Origin of the sequence: Cyclobacterium qasimii M12-11B (assembly GCF_000427295.1) — a bacterium.
Taxonomy (GTDB): Bacteria; Bacteroidota; Bacteroidia; order Cytophagales; family Cyclobacteriaceae; genus Cyclobacterium; species Cyclobacterium qasimii.
On sequence record NZ_ATNM01000114.1, the window covers coordinates 64,536 to 84,456 of the forward strand.

Genomic DNA, 19,921 nt, shown 5'->3' on the forward strand with positions numbered 1-19,921 from the left:
TTTTGCCAATTCTTTCTTAATTTTGCATGAATTAATAGAATAATTATAGAAAATGAAAAAATCTGAAATCAAATTTACCGTTTCACTTGACGACGGTAATCTGCCAAAGAGTATAGAGTGGGATGCTACTGACAAAGAAACCGAAGGGCAAGAATCAACAAGAAGCATAAGTTTGAATATTTGGGATAACCTTAACCAAAGTACCTTAAGGATAGACCTTTGGACAGGAGATATGTCAGTTGCGGAAATGAAAAGATTTTATATTGACATCCTAGGTGGTATGGGTCAAAATATATTAAACAGTACTGGAGATGAGTATTATTCCGAAGAAATAAAAGCCCTTTGTGACCGTTTGGTGAAACATGTCAACGAAGAAAACGAAAAGAAATAATCTTTTTCATTCTCATTAAGAATGAAAGCAAAGGGATAATCCATTTAGGGTTATCCCTTTTTTTTTGCAAATTACAATTGCTGCAACCCTTTTTTTGTTCAATGATTTTTTAGAAAGAACTAGTAGGAGAACGTTTTAAAACAATTCATAAAAAAATAAAGCATTGCCCCCATATGAAATCTATCCAAAAATTCAGGTTGTAAGTATCGTTTATTGTCCTTAAAGCTAAAAGTAGTGCAAATTTTTAACCAATAAAATCCGCCAATTTTTTAAAAGAAAAAATTAGCGAATCAACACACATGGATTTGAGACTTTTTTTCACCTATTCCTTTTACAAAATAAATATTCAGTAAGTTAGCTCACTTATTATTATATAAATTCCCAAAATTTATTGTAGATTAAAGAACACATTTATACGCAGAGCATCTCAGCGATATTGTTTCAAAGAACAATTGAGCAGGATAATATCACTTAAATCATATTGCATTACCCATTTGACACCTAATCCCAAAGTGCCATGAAAACTAACCAACAACAAAAGGGTTTATATTATTATTTACTATTAATTTGGCTATTAACCCTACCTGTAGCCACATCATTTGCACAGGAATCTACTACCCTATCTGGAACCGTTAAAGACCAGGATACAGGAGAAACATTGATAGGTGTAAATATCCTTGTAAAGGGAAAGGTTTCGGGTACTATTACCGATGTTAAAGGTAATTTCTCTATTACCGTAAACGCTCCCCCTCCTTTTACTTTGATCTTTTCAATGGTAGGCTTTGCCAGTCAGGAAGTCCTCATTTCTTCTACTAACCCTTCACCTTTAGAAGTCAATCTGGCGGAACAAACATTTTTGGGGCAAGAAGTAGTTGTGTCTGCTTCCCGGGTAGAAGAAAGCATTCTTCAATCCCCTGTATCCATTGAAAAAATGGACATTCTAGACATAAGGGAAGCGCCTGGAGATTCTTATTACAAAGCCATATCCAATTTGAAGGGAGTAGATATCACCAGTTCTTCCATAAATTTTCAAATCTTAAACGCCCGAGGTTTTAACTCTACTGGTAACACCCGTTTTGTTCAGCTCACGGATGGAATGGACACACAGGCTCCTTCTTTGAATTTCCCAATTGGCAATCTCAATGGCCCTTCAGAACTAGATGTAGAAAGCATTGAATTTATACCCGGAGCCTCATCGGCACTCTATGGTCCAAATGCTTTCAATGGCATCCTTCTGGTAAACAGCAAAGACCCTTTCGATTACCAAGGGTTAAGTGCCTATTACAAACAAGGAGTCAATCATATCGGCTCAAATCCAGGTGAGCCAGGATCGCCACAACCTATGTATGAAGGGGCAATAAGATATGCCAAGGCTTTTAACAATAAATGGGCCTTCAAAATAAGTGCATCGATGATGCGGGCTGAAGATTGGTATGGCACCAATGAAACTGACCTTAACTCCGTTTCCCAAGGTGATTTACCTTTCAACCCAGGAGCAAACCTTGTTCATACCTTTGGCGATGAAGTGTCCAATAATATAGGTTTGCTAAGAAATGTAAGCGCTATACAACAACAAGCCAATGCCCTAGGGATAGGTGCCTATATAGGGAGTATTCCTGATCAGGTAGTTTCCAGAACAGGCTACTCAGAAAAAACCTTGGTCGATTATGGTGCGCGCAATTACAAATTAAATGGTGCTCTACATTACCGGGTCTCTGACAATGCAGAGCTGTTTTATTCCTTAAACTACGGTTCAGGTACTTCTATTTATACAGGTGCACAACGCTACTCCTTAAATGAATTTTTCATTACCCAGCACAAGCTGGAATTGAAAGGGGACAATTACTTCGTTCGAACTTATACCACCAGGGATAATTCAGGCAAGTCTTATATCTCAGATTTAAATGGTATTCTGATCAATGATACCTGGAAAGACAATTCAACCTGGTATGGGGAATACACACTAAATTATTTAGGCGCACTGGCGAATCAACAAGTTGTTCCTGGAACATTAGGAACTGTTCAGCAACAAACTGCCGCCCATCAATTTGCAAGGCAGCAAGCCGATACAGGCAGGTACTTACCTGGAAGCACTGAATTTAATGAAACAGCAGCGAACATTAGCGCAGACATTATCCCTAGTGGTTCACTGTTTTATGATCGCTCCCGGATGTACCTTACAGAAGGTCAGTATGACTTCAAAAATGAGGTGGATTTCATAGACCTTCAGGTAGGTGCGGCCTACAGGCTCTATGAATTGAGGTCCAATGGGACCATATTTGCAGATGGGGATGGAAACGACATCAGCATTACAGAAATAGGTGGATATGCTCAAGCGTCCAAACGTTTATTACAGGAAAAGTTAAGGTTAATAGGCTCTTTAAGGTATGATAAAAACGAGAATTTCGATGGTCAATTTAGTCCGAGAATTTCGGCAGTATTCACTGAAAAGAATCATAATTTCAGGTTGTCCTACCAAACGGGTTTTAGAATGCCTTCTACTCAAGCCCAACACATTGACCTCAATGTAATTTCTGCCCGACTAATTTCTGGCTTGCCTTATTATAGAGACAAATACAAAATATATGAGAATGGGTACTCATTGGCATCTGTCCAACAATATACTGCGGCAGTAGCTGAAGGAGCCAGCCCAATTGGGGCGTCTGCTACAGGGCTATTAGAACCAGTGACTTCACTTCCTGCTTTAAGTCCTGAAAAAGTCAAAGCCATAGAAGTTGGCTATAAGGGTTTGCTAATGGATAACAGGCTTCTAATTGATTTCGCTTATTATTACAATAGATACAATAATTTCATTTCTCAAACGGCCATTCGAAAAGCTCCGGGACCAGTATTCCCTGGTGCTGACCCCAATTCCGATGAAGGAGCCATTAATGCCATCAATGCACCTTCTCTTCTTACACCTGTGACCACCCCAGGACAAGAGAATACCTTCCAGACCTACACCAATATTGTAGACAGAGAGGTTCGTGCCCACGGATTGGTTTTAGGTGTCAACTTTAATCTCCCTGGTAATTATACCATAGGAGGTAATTACAATTACAACAAGCTACTAACTGAATTTGAAGCAGGATACCTTTCTGAGTTCAATACCCCTGAACACAAAACGAATATCGTCTTTGGCAATAGAAAACTCACCGATAAACTAGGGTTTAATATCGCCTATCGATACCAAACCTCATTTAGATGGGAATCCAGCTTTGCAAGGGGAAATGTTCCTGAAATCCATAATTTAGATGCTCAAATATCCTACAAAGTAAAAAGCATGAAATCCATCTTAAAATTAGGTGGGTCCAATGTTCTTAATAACAGGTATTTTCTAAATTTTGGTGGACCTACCACAGGAGCCATTTATTACCTCTCCATCACATTTGATGAATTGCTAAACTAAACCAATAAAATCATGAAACGATTTCAAACGTTTTTTACCTATTTGGCCATTGGTTTACTCCTCTCCTGCCAATATGAATTTCCAGAACCTGCTCAATTATCACCTGATTCCGGACAGGCCGATTTCACCAAAATGGTGACCATCGGAAGTTCTATTACAGCAGGTGTGATGGATGCAGCATTGTACGATAGGTCACAACAGAATTCCTTTGCTGTTATCCTTGCCAATCAGATGAAAGAAGCTGGCGGAGGTGATTTTAATGTCCCTGACATAAATGCACCAGTAGGTGATTTAATACTCACACCAACCGGCGGAAATTTAGGCCGTTTAATACTTACCGTGAATTTAAATACTGGCAGCATATTACCCTCACCAATTGTACCCGGAAATGCAATAACGCCATATACTGGGGATAAATTATCCATTAATAATTTCGGAATAAGTGGACTGGCATTGGCAGGTGCTCTTCTGCCTGCCTCTGGAAACTTACAGGAGCCTACCCATCCATTGTTTAACCCTTATTATGCAAGGTTTGCCAGTGCGCCTGGAACCTCAACGCCTATCGGAGATGCAGCAGCAGCAATGGCTGATGGAGGTACATTTTTTGTTTTTGGTTAGGAAAAAATGATGTTTTGACCTATGCGCTTACAGGGGGTGCCATACCAGAATTATTGACCAGTGAACAAGATTTTTCACAACGTTATCAGGTTGCTTTGGGAACCATGCTTCAAGCCAACCCTGAAGCCAAAGGGGCAATAGGAAACATTCCTAATATCAATGCACTCCCATACTTCAATACGGTACCATGGAATGCCTTACCGCTATCGGATGGATTGGCTAACTTGGCCAATGGTGCCTATAATGACTATAATTCTGCCCTTAGCAATTTAGTCGCTGCAGGAATGATTAGTGAAAGCGAAAGAGAACTAAGAAATATAAATTTCACTACAGGGCAGAATGGTTTTGTAATAGAAGACAAAACCCTGACTGACCTTTCGGGCCTTGGATTACCCCCAATCAGGCAAAGCAATGCAGAAGACAAGGTTGCACTTACTACCGGACAAATATTAGGTCAGACGCCCGGAAATGATCCAACTTTAATCTATGGGGTCACAGTTCCCATTGGAGACGAATACGTTTTGCTCCCTTCTGAACAAAATGCAATGACCGAAAAAATTGCAGCATTCAATCAGATTATAGCAACTGCCGTATCCGCTAACACTGACAGACTGGTTTTAATTGATGCGGAGGGATTTATGGACGATATTGGAAAAGGGCTGATTTCTTCAAATAATGTACCACTGACCAACTCCATAAGCCCCCCTAACGGAGTGTTTTCTACAGATGGTGTCCACCCAAATGCAAGAGGAAGCGCGGCTTTAGCTAACTATTTCATTACGGCGATCAATGGGAAATGGAATAGCACCATACCGATGACCAATCCAAATGCATTTATGGGCAATGATCTTCCACGCTAGGTCTTATGAAAACAGGTACCATCCTTTTGGCTGCTGGGAATTCCAGCAGATTAGGGAAACCCAAACAGTTGATCAAATATAAGGGGAATACCCTTTTGCAAAGCATTACTGATATCGCTTTGAGCGCCACCCAAGGGCCGGTAATCGTAGTTGAAGGGCATAAAAATTACCCCCTCACCTCACATCCAAGGCTAAAAAAGGTAGTGAACTTGGATTGGAAAAAGGGAATGGGCAGTTCATTAAAATTAGGACTGAAAATGCTAATGGAAAATGACCTGCCAGATCAAGTTTTGGTTCTTTTATCAGACCAACCAATGGTTGGTACTGAATTGATCCAAGATTTACTAGATGCAAAGGCAAATAGCCGGTTACCAATAGCTGCCTCTTATTATCATAACACGCCTGGAGTTCCGGCAATATTTGACAAGTCGGTTTTGGATAAGTTAGAGGCAATGCCAGATGAGGAAGGTGCAAAAAAGATTTTAATGTCAAATCCAGAGCTGGTGGCGTTGGTCAATTTTGAAGCTGGTAAAATAGATATAGATACTCCTTCGGATTTGATTGCCCTTAAAAAGTCGGACTGGGGCCATTTTGACAGCTAGAGACCACAGAAAATTGAAATTGTAATGGCATCAAACACATGCGTTTAGTTTGGGGGAGCATGAAAGATATTTGCCATGGCAGTAAAAAAATAAATCGTCACAAGCGCAATGATTAAGGTTTAATTGATAGACAAACCTTCAACGCAATGCACTTGTGACAAATTAGGTAAAGAAACTAGTTTACTGTAACACTAGCATCTAAAAGAGAAGCAGCCGCTTCGTCAAGGTATATACCGCAATCTGCATGCTGTTGTAAAATACTTGCAGGAAATTCCGGACTAACTTCGTTTTCAAGACAGGCTTTGACAGCCTTAGCTTTTCTTTCATCAGGTACTGAGCAGATGATTTTTTTAGCTTTCATTATCTGCTGAATAGACATGCTTATAGCTTTTTTAGGCACATCTTCTAAAGTTGGAAACCAGCCTTCTCCAAATTGTTGTTGACGACAAGCCACGTCCAGGTTCACTACCAAATAAGGCGTTTCAATGTCAAAATCAGCTGGAGGGTCGTTAAAAGCCAGATGTCCATTTTCACCTATACCAACCATGGCCACATCTATAGGGGATTTGGTAATAAGGTCATTTAAGCGCTTGGTCTCTTCGGCTGGATCCTTTTCACCATCAATAAGATGATAAGCTTTTAATTCTTTAACCTGATCCAAAAACCTTTCTTTAAGGTATTTTCTAAAACTTGCAGGATGGGTGATCGGTAAACCCAAGTACTCGTCTAAGTGAAACATGGTGACCTTACTCCAGTCAATATCCTCATGTGTCAATATCGTTTGAATCGTTTCAAACTGACTTGTTCCAGTAGCCAAAATAATATTGGCTTCACCTTTGTTTTGGATCGCTTCCAAAATTGCCGCTGCAGCGTGATCCCCTGCTAACTTGCCCATTTCAGATGGGTCTTTTCGATTATAAATCTTCATTTAATAGGTATATTTGTTAATTATTGAATTCATTTTTTCCCAAAATCATATGATCAGATTTAAACAAATTGTAAAAAGATCATAAATGAATTCTACCTATGATCAGGTAAAATATTGGGACTTCTTGTATACACTACAGCAAACACGAGGTAGCATTATAGATTAAATACAGCTCTTTCTACTCTTTCGCACATTTCTTTCCAAACATCCACTGATCCAATATAGGTCAACGAACCTTGTGATGAATTACTATTTAAGTTCAAGGCATTGGTGACTAAGCCAGGTAGTATGTTCCATTCAGCTTTACGCTATTCCTACAATACCGATACGAACTTTTTGAAATGTAGGCAACACATATCCGGATATATTAAAAACCAGAGGGTTATGCGAATTTTGAAAACTAAAATTTTCAACTTTAATCTAAGCTTTCAAACGGTCATGGTAGCTAAAGCAGTCAAGCCTCCTATTTTCAAAAATTCTTTTCTATTATTCTTCGTGATATTATAATACCGGATATTGGCAAAACTTACCCCTTGATTACCATTTCTTTTATAGTTAATGAAATAAAATTCCTTTTTATTACAAAAATTTGAAATAAATTGGGAGTATTAAGTTTTTTAAATAACTCCCCAAATTTACTGAAAGTCTTTGTCATGACAAACCCACCCATCAATCAAAATGATCCGGAGATAAATTCCCCGGTTTCTTCTTCACACACAGCTTCCAAAAGGCTACTCTCTATAGATGCATTAAGAGGGTTTGATATGTTGCTTATTGCAGGAGCTGGATCATTTATAGTACTTTTAAAAGGAAAAACTGGTATTTCTGCCATAGATTCGTTGGCTGGTCAGTTCTCCCACCCCGCTTGGAATGGATTTTCTTTTTATGATTTTATTTTCCTTTGTTTTTGTTTATTGCTGGAGTGTCACTGACCTTCTCTTTAAACAAGGGAAGAGCATTGGGTATGTCAAAAAAGACCCTTTATAGAAAAACATTTACAAGAATGCTAGTGCTTATTCTTCTGGGGATTTTATTTAAAAATTCACCAGTCCCATTTTTCGAACCTTCACAAATAAGGTTTGGAAGTGTATTGGGTAGAATTGGTATTGCTACTTTTGTGGCTACTTTAATTTACTTGAATTTCGATTTCTATAAAAGGTTAGGTGCTGCTATTTTAATACTTCTACTGTATTATGCGGCCTTATTTCTAATTCCTGTTCCTGGATATGGAGCGGGTGATTTAAGTTTTGAAGGAAATTTAGTTGGTTGGTTTGACCGTACTTTTTTACCAGGAATTCTTAAGCAAGAGATTTTTGATGAATTAGGGCTGTTAACTCAAATATCCGCACTTTGCTTAACCATATTTGGCACATTGGCCGGAGAAATTCTAGGCAAAGCCTGGTTGGATATCAAGAAAATAAAATACCTGGCCGTTGCTGGTGTTATTGGTGTAGTTCTAGGATTGATATGGGACTTGCATTTCCCAATCAACAAACACCTCTGGAGCAGTTCTTTTATCATGTTGACAAGCGGTTTAAGTTTCTTGACCTTACTGTTGTTCTATGTAGTTATTGATGTCTGGAAGATACGAAAATGGGCTTTTGTCTTTCAAGTCATAGGGCTTAACTCCCTCACCATATATTTTGCTTACAGTTTTATCGATTTTCGTTTTACAAGTCAAAAGTTATTTGCTGGCCTGTATGCCCCACTTGGTGAAGAATGGCATCCTGTTTTTCAAGCATTCGGTGCGCTCCTTTTGGTTTGGTTGTTTTTATACATCCTTTACCGTTTAAAGATTTTTGTAAAGGTATAATATAACTATACCCTCCCAAGTAGAAAAGCCTCTCAACATTAACGCTTATCATAAGAATTAATGTTGAGAGGCTTTATTATGTAAATTTCTAGCGATCTGTTAGAGGCGCTGTCTCCAATTAGCACCAATAAAAATAGCAAAGACCTACTATTTTTAAGCTATACCACTTTTAATAAATGCGGCTAATATCTGTTTAATGTTATGCCTTTACTTTTGTTGCAAGAGCAGCAGCTATCTCCATCAATGCTTTAATTTCCTCCTCATTAAATTCATAAGGATCTTTCATGGCTATCCCCAAAGTACCATATAGCTTCCCTTCTAAGATCATAGGGGCTGTGATGGCTCCTTCTACCTTAGTGTCTTTAGCACCTGGCCTCACTACTCCTGAATCATCTGTTTGTAAATTACACACTTGAACTGCTTCCATTCTTTCTGCAGCAATTCCAGCCATACCTTTACCCACAGGAATGGTACTCATCTTTGGTAGTAGAAAATCTGGAATTCCTACCTGAGCTTTAAGCTCTAAAAGTCCAGTTTCCGAATTTAACGCATGCAATGTGCCGGTAACGCAGTTAAACGAAGCAAGCGTTTCCTCAAGCCAGAGCTGCCACTCCAAGTTGCTTGAATTTAGAATCTTTTGGGCAAGATCAGAATTAGTTACCATTATTAATTTTATTTCGTTTTCAACAAAAAGATTTCACTACAATAATAAACAAATCCTATTTAACCTTTGCGGTTAATTTTATAAATTCGAATGAATAAACGACAATGTCATGCAGCTTTTTTATGAAGAGGAGATTAACGGGGACGTATTTACTTTGGATACTCAGGAATCCAACCACTTAGGGAAAGTACTAAGAAAAAACATAGGAGACACGGTGTTGTTCACGAATGGAAAAGGTTCTTTGTTTACCTGCCATATTGAAGACAATAACCCAAAAAAATGTCGCCTAAAAATAGTGGAGCAGATTTTTACTCCCATGGATAAATTCCATATTCACTTGGCCATTGCACCTACTAAAAATATGGACCGAATGGAATGGATGGTGGAGAAAATTACCGAAGTGGGGTTCAATGAAATTACCTTTCTGAAAACTGCGCATATTGAACGACCAAGATTAAAGCTGGATAGGCTTGAGAAAAAACTTATTTCTGCCTGCAAACAGAGTTTTAAAACCTGGTTACCTGTAATAAACCCAATTGTAGACTACGATAAATTTATTACTGACTCAGCATTTCAAACGCATGAGCGCTTTATTGCTTATGTAGATCAAGACAATGGTGAACACCTTATCAACCAAACTACTCCAAACCAGTCTTACTTAGTATTAATCGGTCCTGAAGGTGATTTTAGCCCAAAAGAAATCACTTCGGCCATTAACAATGGGTTTAAACCTTGTTCCCTTGGAAAGCACCGATTAAGAACTGAAACCGCTGGTCTTGTAGCCGTACATACTCTGAACCTATTGAACAACCAATAAACTTGCTTTAGTTAGGTAAAAGCTAAGGGCTATTAAAAGTGATTTATTTGGAGAAATGATTGTCATAATAAGTAAGGGCTCTCTCGAGATCCTCAGGAACATCTATTGCTACCGCCTGATGGGTAGTAGGTACCATTTTTATGCGAATCCCATTTTCCAACAATCTTAATTGTTCAAGCATTTCAACGTTTTCTAATAAGGACTTTTCCCATTTGGTAAATGTCATCAATAGGTCTTTTTTATAGGCATATATACCTATATGGCGGAAATACTCCGGAGAAGAGGTTTCATTTCTCTGGAAAGGTATGGGTGAACGGCTAAAGTAAAGAGAGAAGTTATTTTTGTCGGTAACCACCTTCACTATATTGGGATTTATGATTTGGCTAGCTTCCTTAATAGGAGACATAAGTGAAGCTACCTCTACCGTTTTATCCTCAAATACGGCAACCAGGTTAGACAGGGACTCTTTGTCTTGAAAAGGTTCATCCCCTTGCACATTTACAATTATGTCTGCTTCAATTGAAGCAGCAGCTTCTGCTATCCTATCGGAACCACTTTCATGTGCTTTTTGACTGAAAAACACTTTTCCTCCTTCTTTGCTTACAGCATCGGCTATGGATTGATGATCTGTTACCACCATCACCTCATCAAAAACACCTGTAGCCAGTGTACTCAAATAGGTTCTGGCGATAAGTGGTTTTCCTCTCAAATCGGCTAATAACTTAGCAGGAAAGCGAGTGGCTCCAAATCTTGCAGGAATTAAGGCAATGGTCTTCATTTATTGGATTTACAAATTCAATTTCAACTGTTTATCAATGATTTAGGATAAATTCTTTCTAGGTTTTTATCCTAAACCAACAAAATAAGGATTATATTAATAGCAAAGCTAAGCAATTTGAGAGCAATTTAGGGTAAAAAACAATATCTTTATTGATAGCCATGGACACTAACAAACAAAAAATGATCATGAAAAACATACGTGCCATTTTAGTCTTATTCGCCTTATTCTTGTGCGGCATGCATCCGGCATTTACCCAAGAAAACAATCAGGTAAAAGCCCTTTACGAAAAAGCAGAATATGATATCCCCATGCGGGACGGAGTAAACCTACACACCGTTGTCTATAGTCCCAAAGACAAATCAAAACCCTACCCTATCTTGATGCAAAGGACGCCCTACAGCGCAGGCCCTTATGGATCTGGCAAAATGAAAAACAAACTCGGCCCCTCTCAATTCTTAATGGAAGACGGTTATATATTTGTTTATCAAGACGTAAGGGGTCGTTGGATGTCCGAAGGTCTATATGACAATATGCGTCCTACACTTACAGAAAGAGTGGCTAGCTCTACCGAAATAGATGAAAGCACTGATACTTTTGACACCATTGAATGGCTACTTTCAAATGTAAAAAACCACAATGCAAAGGTTGGAATCTGGGGAATAAGTTACCCGGGTTTTTACAGTGCCGCTGCATTGCCCTATTCGCATCCCAATCTAAAAGCCGTTTCGCCCCAAGCGCCGATAGGTGATTTTTACTTTGATGATTTCCATCACAATGGAGCTTACTTGCTAAGTTACTGGCTGGCAACAACCGTTTTTGGTTACCAAAAAGACGGCCCGACAGAGGAGGCTTGGTATGACATGGTTAACCCAGAAACCAGTGATGGCTACCAGTTTTTCATGGACATGGGTCCACTGAAAAATGCAGACAAATGGTATGGCGAGGACAATTTCTTTTGGCAACAATTAAAGAACAACCCAGATTACAATTCCTTCTGGCAAAAGAGGAGTATCATTCCTCACCTAAAAGAGGTAAAGCCTGCTGTCCTCACGGTCGGTGGTTGGTTTGACGCAGAAGACCTTTACGGTCCACTTACCATTTATAAAACCATTGAAAGCAATAATCCTAACACCTATAACGCCATCGTTATGGGCCCATGGTCACATGGTGATTGGTCAAGGGAGTCAGGCCATCAAATTATTTCAAACATTTACTTTGGTGATTCTATTTCTACATGGTACCAAAAGAATATAGAACAAGAATTTTTCAACCATTTTTTAAAGGAGTCTGGGGAAGGGAAGCCAGCACTTCCAGAAGCGTATATGTTTGATACAGGAAAACATCAATGGGAAAAATTCAATGAATGGCCACCTAAAAACAGCCAATGGAAAAGCTTCTACCTGCATGAGGAAGGCAAGCTATCTTCTACAACACCAGAAGGTGACCGGTTTTCTACTTTTATATCCGACCCAGCCAATCCCGTCCCCTATAGCCAGGACATCAAATTAAACTTCACTCCTCGTAAATACATGGCGGATGATCAACGATTTGCAGCGAGGAGACCAGATGTTTTGACCTTTGAAACTGAGGTTCTACAGGAGGACATGACCTTGGCTGGGGAGATTATGGCCCGCTTAAAAGTCGCTACATCTCAAACTGATGCTGATTGGATCGTGAAATTGATAGATATTTACCCTGGCGATTATCCCAACCACGAATATGTACTTGATGGTGTAGAAATGGGGAATTACCATCTCATGGTTCGGTCAGAAGTGCTTAGGGGAAGGTATAGGGAAAGCTTTGAATTCCCAAAACCATTTGTACCAGATCAAATTTCTGCTGTAGATTTTAAGTTACAGGACGTATTTCACACCTTTAAAAAAGGTCATAAAATCCAAATTCAAGTCCAAAGTACCTGGTTTCCTTTAATAGACAGAAATCCTCAAAAATACGTAGAGAATATCTTTGAAGCTGATAATGAAGATTTCATTAAGGCAACACACAGGGTCTTTCATACAGAAAAATTTGCAAGTAAAATTGAAGTCATGGTACTTCCTTAGAATGGTTTAAAATTAGGATTTGCACGATTGTATTGTGAGAATGGCCAATGAAAATAACTATATTTATCTTTTATAATGCAACTCGAAAGTGATAAAGAAGTGTAGAAAACCGACAAAAAGCTTTTGAAAAGAGATGGTGGTTGCTCAATTAACATGAAATAAAACATTATGAAAACTAAAGAAAAAGAAATTGTGACCTTAAAAAGGTCATTATTAATTGATACAGAGGCTAAGCTTAATAAGCAAGTGGAAATGGAAGGGAAATCTTCTGCCTACTACCTTTCCATGGCTTCATGGGCAGAGATGCAAGGATTCTCAAATTCTGCTCGATTTCTATATGACCATGCTGAAGAAGAAAGAGGTCATATGCTTAAGTTATTCAGGTACATCAATGAGGCAGGTGGGCATGCAATTCAGCCTGAAGTCACGAATATCAGACAACATTTCAATTCCCTTAGAGAGGTTTTTGAGTTGATCCTTGAACATGAAATTGAAGTTACAAAGTCTATTAATATCATTGTAGATCATTGTTTCAACGTAAAGGATTTTGCTACCTTCAGTTTTATGCAGTGGTATGTGACTGAACAGCGTGAAGAAGAAACGCTTGCAAGGAGAGCTCTGGAGATATTCGATATAATAGGTGAAGAAGGCATAGGGCTTTGGACCATCGATCAGGAAATGGGCAAATTACATGCAACCAAAGAACCTGAGGTTTAATCCAATAATCTTCTAATCAAATTAAAAAACCCTTCAGTTATTTTACTGGAGGGTTTTTTAATTCCTACAATTTATTGAGCTTTATTTTTACCTGAAATGGGAATGGCTATTTTATCACCTAGATGAAACACTTGCTAAAAAAGACAGTTCACCTCTCTCGATACCGATTGAAGAACGCGTATTATTAGGATAAGATGGTAAAGTGAATTCCATCAAAAATTTTGATCTAATTAGGGCAAATCATTGCTTTGAATCAAAATGGCTCCTTTATTTTCCATTTCTGTGAAGGCTTCAATTGTATCATTCGGGGAAACATTCACACCTTTTGTAGCATCGGTCAACAAATAAGTTTTGAAGCCTAAATCCAGGGCATCTAATACAGTAAATTTGACACAGTAATCAGCCGCTAAACCAGTAACAAATACTTTTTCTATCCCTTCACCTTTTAAGAAGTCACCTAAGCCAGTTTCTTCTATTTTACCATTATCAAAAAAACCACTGTAAGAATCAACTTCAGGATTGGTGCCTTTTTTAAATATTTTATTCCAGCTTTGACCCTGTAGTGACTCAGGAAAACCAGCTCCTTCTGAATTTTCGACGCAGTGAATGGGCCACAAGTACTGATTAACACCATTTAGGTTTATGAAATCACCAACTTCTTTTCCTGGATGATTGGCAGCAAAACTGCCGTGGTTGGACGGATGCCAATCCTGGGTAGCGACTATAAGGTCAAATTTATCCTGAATTTGATTGATAACGGGGATTACTTCATTCCCATCCCCTACCGCGAGCGCTCCCCCCGGCAAAAAGTCATTTTGCACATCAACAATGATGAGCGCACTTTTATTTAAGTTAATTCCCATTGTCCATTGCTTTAGCTTTCAATACCAAGGCTGTTCGGTACTCATACAAGTTCGCTTCCAGCCCCACTGGATATATATGTGGATTGATCAACCTTTTGTGGGTTTTATCAAAAATGGCTAACCGATCTTGGGTCCGCTGCCTGATTTGTTGAATACTTGGTCGATCGTATATTTTCTCTCCCTTGCTGAAAATTGGCTTAAGAAGCACTTCTACTTCGGCATTGTCTACAGAGATTTTCTTTCTTCGGGTAGGATCTATTGGGTCTATGATGGTAACTGTATCACTTTTCTCCATCCCCTCGAGGTAAATCATATCTGCAATGGCTTTACCTTTAGAGGTATACCTCAACACGTTATGATATCCAGGAATGTTAATTTTTATGGATTGTTGAGACAATTTAATCTTTGGCACCCAATCACCATCTTTGCTTTTCAATGCAGACAACTTGTATACTGCTCCAAGTGCTGGTTGATCATATGCTGTTACAAGTTTTGTTCCAACTCCCCAAACATCTATCGATGCTTCCTGCATCTTCAAGGAAGTGATGATATGTTCATCAAGGTCATTACTTGCCACAATTTTAACATTGGGAAATCCGGCTTCGTTTAACATTTTCCTGGCGAGGTTACTGAAATAAGCCAAATCACCAGAATCTATTCTTATTCCTTTTAATTCCTTGCCTCGTTCTTTTAGTTTTTCAGCTACTTCAATCGCATGTTTGACACCCTGAACAATATCATAGGTATCTACGAGTAAGGTAGTATTGTCTGGGAAAGTTTCTGCATAGGATTCAAATGCAGACAGCTCATCGTCAAACGACATGATCCAACTGTGAGCGTGCGTTCCAGAAACGGGTATTCCAAAAAGCTTGGCTGCCATAACATTTGAAGTAGAGGCACAGCCTCCAATATAAGAGGCCCTGCTGGCCGCAAGTGCGCCATCGATTCCTTGCGCCCTTCTCAAACCAAATTCCATTACTGGATCACCGTTTGCCGCCAAAACAATCCTTGCAGCCTTGGTGGCAATCAAAGTTTGAAAATTGATGATATTCAATAAAGGAGTTTCTAAAAGCTGACACTGAATCAGTGGACCTTTGACCCTGACCATAGGCATATTTGGGAACACTACCTCCCCTTCCTCTACTGCATCTATGTCACAGCTAAAGGTCATGTTTTTCAAGTAATCAATGAATCCGCTTTCAAAGACTTTTTCTCCATTGGCCTCTTTCATTTCTGCCAAAAAAGCCAAGTCATTCTCACCAAACTTCATGTTCCTGCAGTAATCGATCACATAATCCAATCCTGCGGCGATAGTAAAGCCACTTTGGAAGGGGTTTTTTCTGAAAAACAGGTTAAAAATGGCCTCTTCCTCTGCTTTCCCAGCTTTCCAATAGGCATATGCCATGGTAAATTGGTAATAATCAGTCAGTAGGGTTAGAGAGCTATGGTAAAGGTCTTTGGTTATTTTCATATTAAGCGGTGCTATAAATCTCAAATTTACAGGTTTAAGCGGCTTAAACCACATTTTGACGCATTATTTTGATTTTGGGCTCCTCGCGTATAGAAAGTTGAGGATAACTCCTGATAGTACCAATAACATACCCCCGTAGGTGAATAAATTATAGGTCTCATCAAAAAGAATGAAACCAAAACCCAAAGCAAAAATAATCCCTATATAATTCAAGTTGGATACTTTTGCCAAATTAGCGTTTTGATAAGAAATCGTCATAAAATACTGTGCAAGTTGGGATAGAATACCTATTAAAAGTAGAAAGGCCCAATCCCAGCCTTCTGGTTGTTTCCAAAAAAAATAACTAAGCACCCCAGCTATAGGAATGGTCACTAGAGGAAAGTAAAAACAATCACCAATGGATGCTCGGTATTTTTAAGTTTCCTGATCACATTGTAGGCTAAGCCAGAAAACAAGGCTGAAGTAATGCCTATTGCCAAAAACAAGCTGTCAATCCTTGGATCAAATCCTTCAATCATTATTACTCCTGAAAAAGCAATGGCGAAAAAAAGGAATTGTTTGGGTTTGACTTTTTCTTTAACTATAAATATTCCTAAAATACTTGTGAAAATTGGACCTAGGTACTGAATCGTAACGGCACTTGCCAGGGGAATATGTTGAAGGGTATAGAAAAAAGTGATTAAACCAACAGAACCTACTACCCCTCTTATGACCAATAATTTCTTATTATTCCCGAAGACGGGCACTGCTTTGCGCTTTAAAATAAGATAACTAGCAATAAAGCTGAAAACTGAGCGGAAAAGGATAATTTCAATTGCTGGAATATGAGGCAAAGTCTTCACAGCTACATTCATTAGTGCGAAAAAACACACCGCCAGCAACATGTGCTTTACACTTGAATTACTCAAAACATTATTATTAATCGTAAATAAAAATTACCCCATTAAAAGCACTTTCAATAAAAATTGGTTCCGAAATGAAGATAAAAGGCGCAAAAGAAAACTAATTATCTTAAAGTTTGTTTAGCATATTAAAAAATGGGATTAAGCAAAGGACAAAAAGCACCAGACTTTACGTTACCTTCCACATCTGGCTCAGATTTTAAGCTTTCTAAAGATTTCTTTGGTAAAGCATGTGTTATTTATTTCTACCCCAAAGATTTCACAGGTGGCTGTACTGCTCAGGCCTGCGAATTCAGAGATCAATTTGAGGAATTCCGAGATTTAGACATTCCTGTTATCGGAATTAGCAGGGACGATATGGAAACACATCTGCGTTTCAAAAAAGAAAACAAACTTCCATTTGAATTACTCTCAGACACTAGTGGTGAAGTGTGTAAGAAATATGATGCGCTGGTGCCTATCATAGGTATTCCTAAACGAATCACCTATTTATTGGATAAAGGGCATGTAATTAAGGACGAATTTCAAGACATGTTCAATGCCAAGGCGCATATTAAAAAAATGTTAGACAATTATTAAGCAGAATACAGTGCACCTATTTCGTCCAAACTGAGAGGACTCCAAAAAAAAGGGATGCAAAAATGCATCCCTTTTTTATAGTGATATAAATAACAATTACACTTTAGGCAATTTCCACCCGTTGTTGTAATTGGCTTTAATAAATTTGTTTGCTTTTCCACTGGTAAATTGGCCTTTCTCTGCATCCCAATAGATCTTCTCACCTAATTTATAGGCAATATTCCCCATATGTGCATTTATTGCCGCAATGGATCCAGTTTTAATTCCACAGTTAAGCATTGAAGGATCATTCGCTTTCATTGCTTCTACAAAATTCCTGCTATGAATTCTCTGAGCAGATCCTTCAGGTTTAACAAGTTCCATGGCTTCAATTTTTTCTTTTTTGGTGCCATTCACATTTTCGGTTTCGGCAATCACTTTCCAGCCACCTCGGTTCACCACAAGTGTACCGTTGTTTCCAATAAAAGCAATGCCCTCCGTAGTACCATAATTCCCACCATCTATACCTGTGGCATGCTCCCAAAGCATATTAAACCCATCGTACTCATAAACAGTCTGCAAGGTATCCGGCGTTTCTGACGCATCATCTGGATAAGCCAATTTACCACCAGAAGCCATGATAGATTTAGGAGCGCTTACTCCCATTGCGTGCAAGGCAATATCAATTTCATGCACACCCCAATCTGTCATCAGACCTCCAGCATAATCCCAAAACCAACGAAAATTGAAATGAAATCGGTTGGCATTGAACGGTCTGTCGGGTGCAGGGCCAAGCCACATTTTATAATCTACACCAGCGGGAGGCTGGCTATTAGGAACCTTTGGAACAGGGTTCATCCATCCTTGATAAGCCCAGGTTTTTACCAGCCTGATATTCCCTAGTTTACCTGACTTGACCATTTCTATGGCTTGTGCATATTGCGACCCACTTCGTTGCCATTGCCCAACCTGTATCAATTTACCATATCGATCTGCAGCTTTAACCATCAAGTTGCATTCTTCTATGGAATTGGCTAATGGCTTTTCTGTATAGGCATGCTTACCTGCTGAAAGACTATCTATCAAGTTCAGGCAATGCCAATGATCGGGTGTGCCTATAATTACTGCATCTATGTTTGGATCTTCAAGCATCAGCCTGTAATCCTTGTATTGTTTCGGCCTTTTACCTCTTAGCTTGTAAACATCCTCCGTACGTTTGTCCAATACACTTTGGTCTACATCCGCCAAGGCTACACAATTGACTTCAGGAATACGCAAATGACTGTGCATATTTGACCATCCCATACCATTACAACCAATCAATCCGAAATTAATCTGGTCATTTGCTCCTATTCTGGTAGCACGAGCTTTCAAATGTTCTGCGGATAAAAAATTTGGCAAAGCTGCAAATCCTGCAGTAGTAAGTAATGATTTATGAATAAATTTTCTTCTGGAATTCATTATTACATGGGTTTAGGCTAATTAAGGGGTCAATCTAATTTTCTGGCCCAGATATTTCTAAAACTAACAGGGTTCCCATGATCCTGAATATGGAATGGTAACTGCGCGTCATGTTCCACATAATGAGGAATGCCTATGTACTCAGTAGGGCCTTTTAGCTCAACATTGTTTTGAACTAGGATGCCATTGTGAAAAACCGTAATTCTTGCTGGTGTAATTAACATGCCTTTCGCATCAAAACGAGGGGCTGTAAAAACTACGTCGTAGGTATTCCATTCACCAGGTTGGCGAGTAGCGTTTACCAAAGGTGGATGTTGCTTGTATATACTTGCTGCCTGTCCGTTAGAATAGGTCTTGTTATCATAGGAATCCAAAATCTGTAATTCATATTTTCCCATTAAGAAAAAACCTGAATTCCCACGGCCTTGACCATCACCTTTCACTACACTTGGAGAACGCCATTCCAGGTGAACTTGAACATCACCAAAAGTTTCTTTGGTTTTAATGCCTCCTGTTTTGGCTACTACAGTAAAAACGCCATCTTTTACTTCCCATTTTGGAAAGCTTCCATCCTTCTCGCTTACCCAAGCATCAAGACTACTTCCATTAAAAAGTACTATGGCATCTGCTGGGGGCAGGTGGTTTTCGTTCCCTGGACTAACTGGTTGCACAACGGGCTCATAAAATTCAGTAGCTTGAGGTGGTAATTTAATTTCTTTTTCCTGAGCTGTCACAGAAAAGGCTCCACTGACACCCAATACTAAAAACAAATAAAAGGATTTTGATTTCATTGGTATATTTTTGGTTTATGAATTTGTAAATTTCAAATTAAGTGATTTGTACCAGATAAACCCTAATTTAGGGCCATTAATTTTACTATACCTGGATATTTCAATGGATGAGTATCCAATTGTTTCCTGTAAAAAAATGTTTTAAACCCACCTTCATTGATTAGGGTTTCATTACAGGACTTATTATGATTACTTTTGTTATCCATCATTCAAAA

The 19,921-nt window shown here is 38.8% G+C and carries 18 protein-coding genes and 1 pseudogene; 11 read left to right on the forward strand and 8 right to left on the reverse strand.

Annotated elements, in window-relative coordinates; genetic code table 11:
- The first annotated feature begins 52 nt into the window (after nucleotides 1–52).
- The 5 genes from gldC to ADICYQ_RS13710 all read left to right on the forward strand — a co-directional run bounded on the left by gldC (nucleotide 53) and on the right by ADICYQ_RS13710 (nucleotide 5,880).
- Nucleotides 53–391, forward strand: coding sequence for a gliding motility protein GldC (gldC, locus tag ADICYQ_RS13695; RefSeq protein WP_020890366.1), 339 nt, complete (start codon nucleotides 53–55; stop codon nucleotides 389–391).
- Nucleotides 392–908: 517 nt separating this feature from the next.
- Nucleotides 909–3,800, forward strand: a complete 2,892-nt coding sequence (locus ADICYQ_RS13700; RefSeq protein WP_020890367.1) for a TonB-dependent receptor — start codon at nucleotides 909–911, stop codon at nucleotides 3,798–3,800.
- A 12-nt stretch (nucleotides 3,801–3,812) separates the two neighbouring features.
- Entirely contained in the window at nucleotides 3,813–4,418 is a 606-nt protein-coding gene (locus ADICYQ_RS28645) for a hypothetical protein (protein ID WP_020890368.1), read from the forward strand.
- 14 nt (nucleotides 4,419–4,432) lie between these two features.
- Nucleotides 4,433–5,278: an SGNH/GDSL hydrolase family protein gene (locus ADICYQ_RS28650; protein WP_020890369.1), complete on the forward strand. Its 846-nt coding sequence runs from the start codon at nucleotides 4,433–4,435 to the stop codon at nucleotides 5,276–5,278.
- 5 nt (nucleotides 5,279–5,283) lie between these two features.
- Nucleotides 5,284–5,880 (forward strand): nucleotidyltransferase family protein, encoded by a 597-nt coding sequence (locus tag ADICYQ_RS13710; RefSeq protein WP_020890370.1) that lies wholly within the window; start codon nucleotides 5,284–5,286, stop codon nucleotides 5,878–5,880.
- Nucleotides 5,881–6,055: 175 nt separating this feature from the next.
- Here ADICYQ_RS13710 and ADICYQ_RS13715 read toward each other — a convergent pair whose 3' ends face one another.
- Entirely contained in the window at nucleotides 6,056–6,808 is a 753-nt protein-coding gene (locus ADICYQ_RS13715) for a glucosamine-6-phosphate deaminase (RefSeq protein ID WP_020890371.1), read from the reverse strand.
- 653 nt (nucleotides 6,809–7,461) lie between these two features.
- Between ADICYQ_RS13715 and ADICYQ_RS28655 the strand changes: the two genes are divergently transcribed.
- The gene (locus tag ADICYQ_RS28655; protein WP_020890373.1) at nucleotides 7,462–7,740 is read left to right on the forward strand and encodes a hypothetical protein; all 279 of its coding nucleotides are present in this window, start codon (nucleotides 7,462–7,464) and stop codon (nucleotides 7,738–7,740) included.
- A gap of 32 nt (nucleotides 7,741–7,772) precedes the next feature.
- Complete coding sequence (locus tag ADICYQ_RS13720) at nucleotides 7,773–8,621, forward strand: acyltransferase family protein (protein ID WP_235114650.1); 849 nt, start codon at nucleotides 7,773–7,775, stop codon at nucleotides 8,619–8,621.
- A gap of 199 nt (nucleotides 8,622–8,820) precedes the next feature.
- On the opposite strand, the gene ADICYQ_RS13725 is transcribed toward ADICYQ_RS13720, so the two are convergent.
- Nucleotides 8,821–9,237, reverse strand: a complete 417-nt coding sequence (locus ADICYQ_RS13725; RefSeq protein WP_235114652.1) for a GAF domain-containing protein — start codon at nucleotides 9,235–9,237, stop codon at nucleotides 8,821–8,823.
- A 157-nt stretch (nucleotides 9,238–9,394) separates the two neighbouring features.
- Here ADICYQ_RS13725 and ADICYQ_RS13730 point away from each other — a divergent pair, with 157 nt between their 5' ends.
- Nucleotides 9,395–10,102 (forward strand): 16S rRNA (uracil(1498)-N(3))-methyltransferase, encoded by a 708-nt coding sequence (locus ADICYQ_RS13730; RefSeq protein WP_020890376.1) that lies wholly within the window; start codon nucleotides 9,395–9,397, stop codon nucleotides 10,100–10,102.
- A gap of 43 nt (nucleotides 10,103–10,145) precedes the next feature.
- On the opposite strand, the gene kdsB is transcribed toward ADICYQ_RS13730, so the two are convergent.
- On the reverse strand, nucleotides 10,146–10,880 hold the full coding sequence (kdsB, locus tag ADICYQ_RS13735) for a 3-deoxy-manno-octulosonate cytidylyltransferase (protein ID WP_020890377.1): 735 nt from the start codon (nucleotides 10,878–10,880) through the stop codon (nucleotides 10,146–10,148).
- 188 nt (nucleotides 10,881–11,068) lie between these two features.
- Here kdsB and ADICYQ_RS13740 point away from each other — a divergent pair, with 188 nt between their 5' ends.
- Together ADICYQ_RS13740 and ADICYQ_RS13745 are read left to right on the forward strand one after the other, a co-directional pair.
- Nucleotides 11,069–12,943, forward strand: coding sequence for a CocE/NonD family hydrolase (locus ADICYQ_RS13740; protein ID WP_040416309.1), 1,875 nt, complete (start codon nucleotides 11,069–11,071; stop codon nucleotides 12,941–12,943).
- A 168-nt stretch (nucleotides 12,944–13,111) separates the two neighbouring features.
- A complete protein-coding gene (locus ADICYQ_RS13745; RefSeq protein WP_020890379.1) occupies nucleotides 13,112–13,660 on the forward strand; it encodes a ferritin in 549 nt (182 codons plus the stop codon).
- A 230-nt stretch (nucleotides 13,661–13,890) separates the two neighbouring features.
- Here ADICYQ_RS13745 and pncA read toward each other — a convergent pair whose 3' ends face one another.
- The 3 genes and pseudogenes from pncA to ADICYQ_RS13760 all read right to left on the reverse strand — a co-directional run bounded on the left by pncA (nucleotide 13,891) and on the right by ADICYQ_RS13760 (nucleotide 16,878).
- A complete protein-coding gene (gene pncA, locus ADICYQ_RS13750) occupies nucleotides 13,891–14,523 on the reverse strand; it encodes a bifunctional nicotinamidase/pyrazinamidase (RefSeq protein WP_020890380.1) in 633 nt (210 codons plus the stop codon).
- On the reverse strand, nucleotides 14,513–15,994 hold the full coding sequence (locus ADICYQ_RS13755) for a nicotinate phosphoribosyltransferase (protein WP_020890381.1): 1,482 nt from the start codon (nucleotides 15,992–15,994) through the stop codon (nucleotides 14,513–14,515). The genes pncA and ADICYQ_RS13755 overlap by 11 nt, the downstream gene beginning before the upstream one ends.
- A gap of 63 nt (nucleotides 15,995–16,057) precedes the next feature.
- Nucleotides 16,058–16,878 (reverse strand): annotated as a pseudogene (locus ADICYQ_RS13760) (DMT family transporter).
- Between the two features lie 153 nt (nucleotides 16,879–17,031).
- On the opposite strand from ADICYQ_RS13760, the gene ADICYQ_RS13765 reads away from it, so the two are divergent.
- The gene (locus tag ADICYQ_RS13765; protein WP_020890384.1) at nucleotides 17,032–17,475 is read left to right on the forward strand and encodes a peroxiredoxin; all 444 of its coding nucleotides are present in this window, start codon (nucleotides 17,032–17,034) and stop codon (nucleotides 17,473–17,475) included.
- 96 nt (nucleotides 17,476–17,571) lie between these two features.
- On the opposite strand, the gene ADICYQ_RS13770 is transcribed toward ADICYQ_RS13765, so the two are convergent.
- Entirely contained in the window at nucleotides 17,572–18,915 is a 1,344-nt protein-coding gene (locus ADICYQ_RS13770; protein WP_020890385.1) for a Gfo/Idh/MocA family protein, read from the reverse strand.
- 29 nt (nucleotides 18,916–18,944) lie between these two features.
- Entirely contained in the window at nucleotides 18,945–19,706 is a 762-nt protein-coding gene (locus ADICYQ_RS13775) for a 3-keto-disaccharide hydrolase (RefSeq protein ID WP_020890386.1), read from the reverse strand.
- Nucleotides 19,707–19,921: the final 215 nt, after the last annotated feature.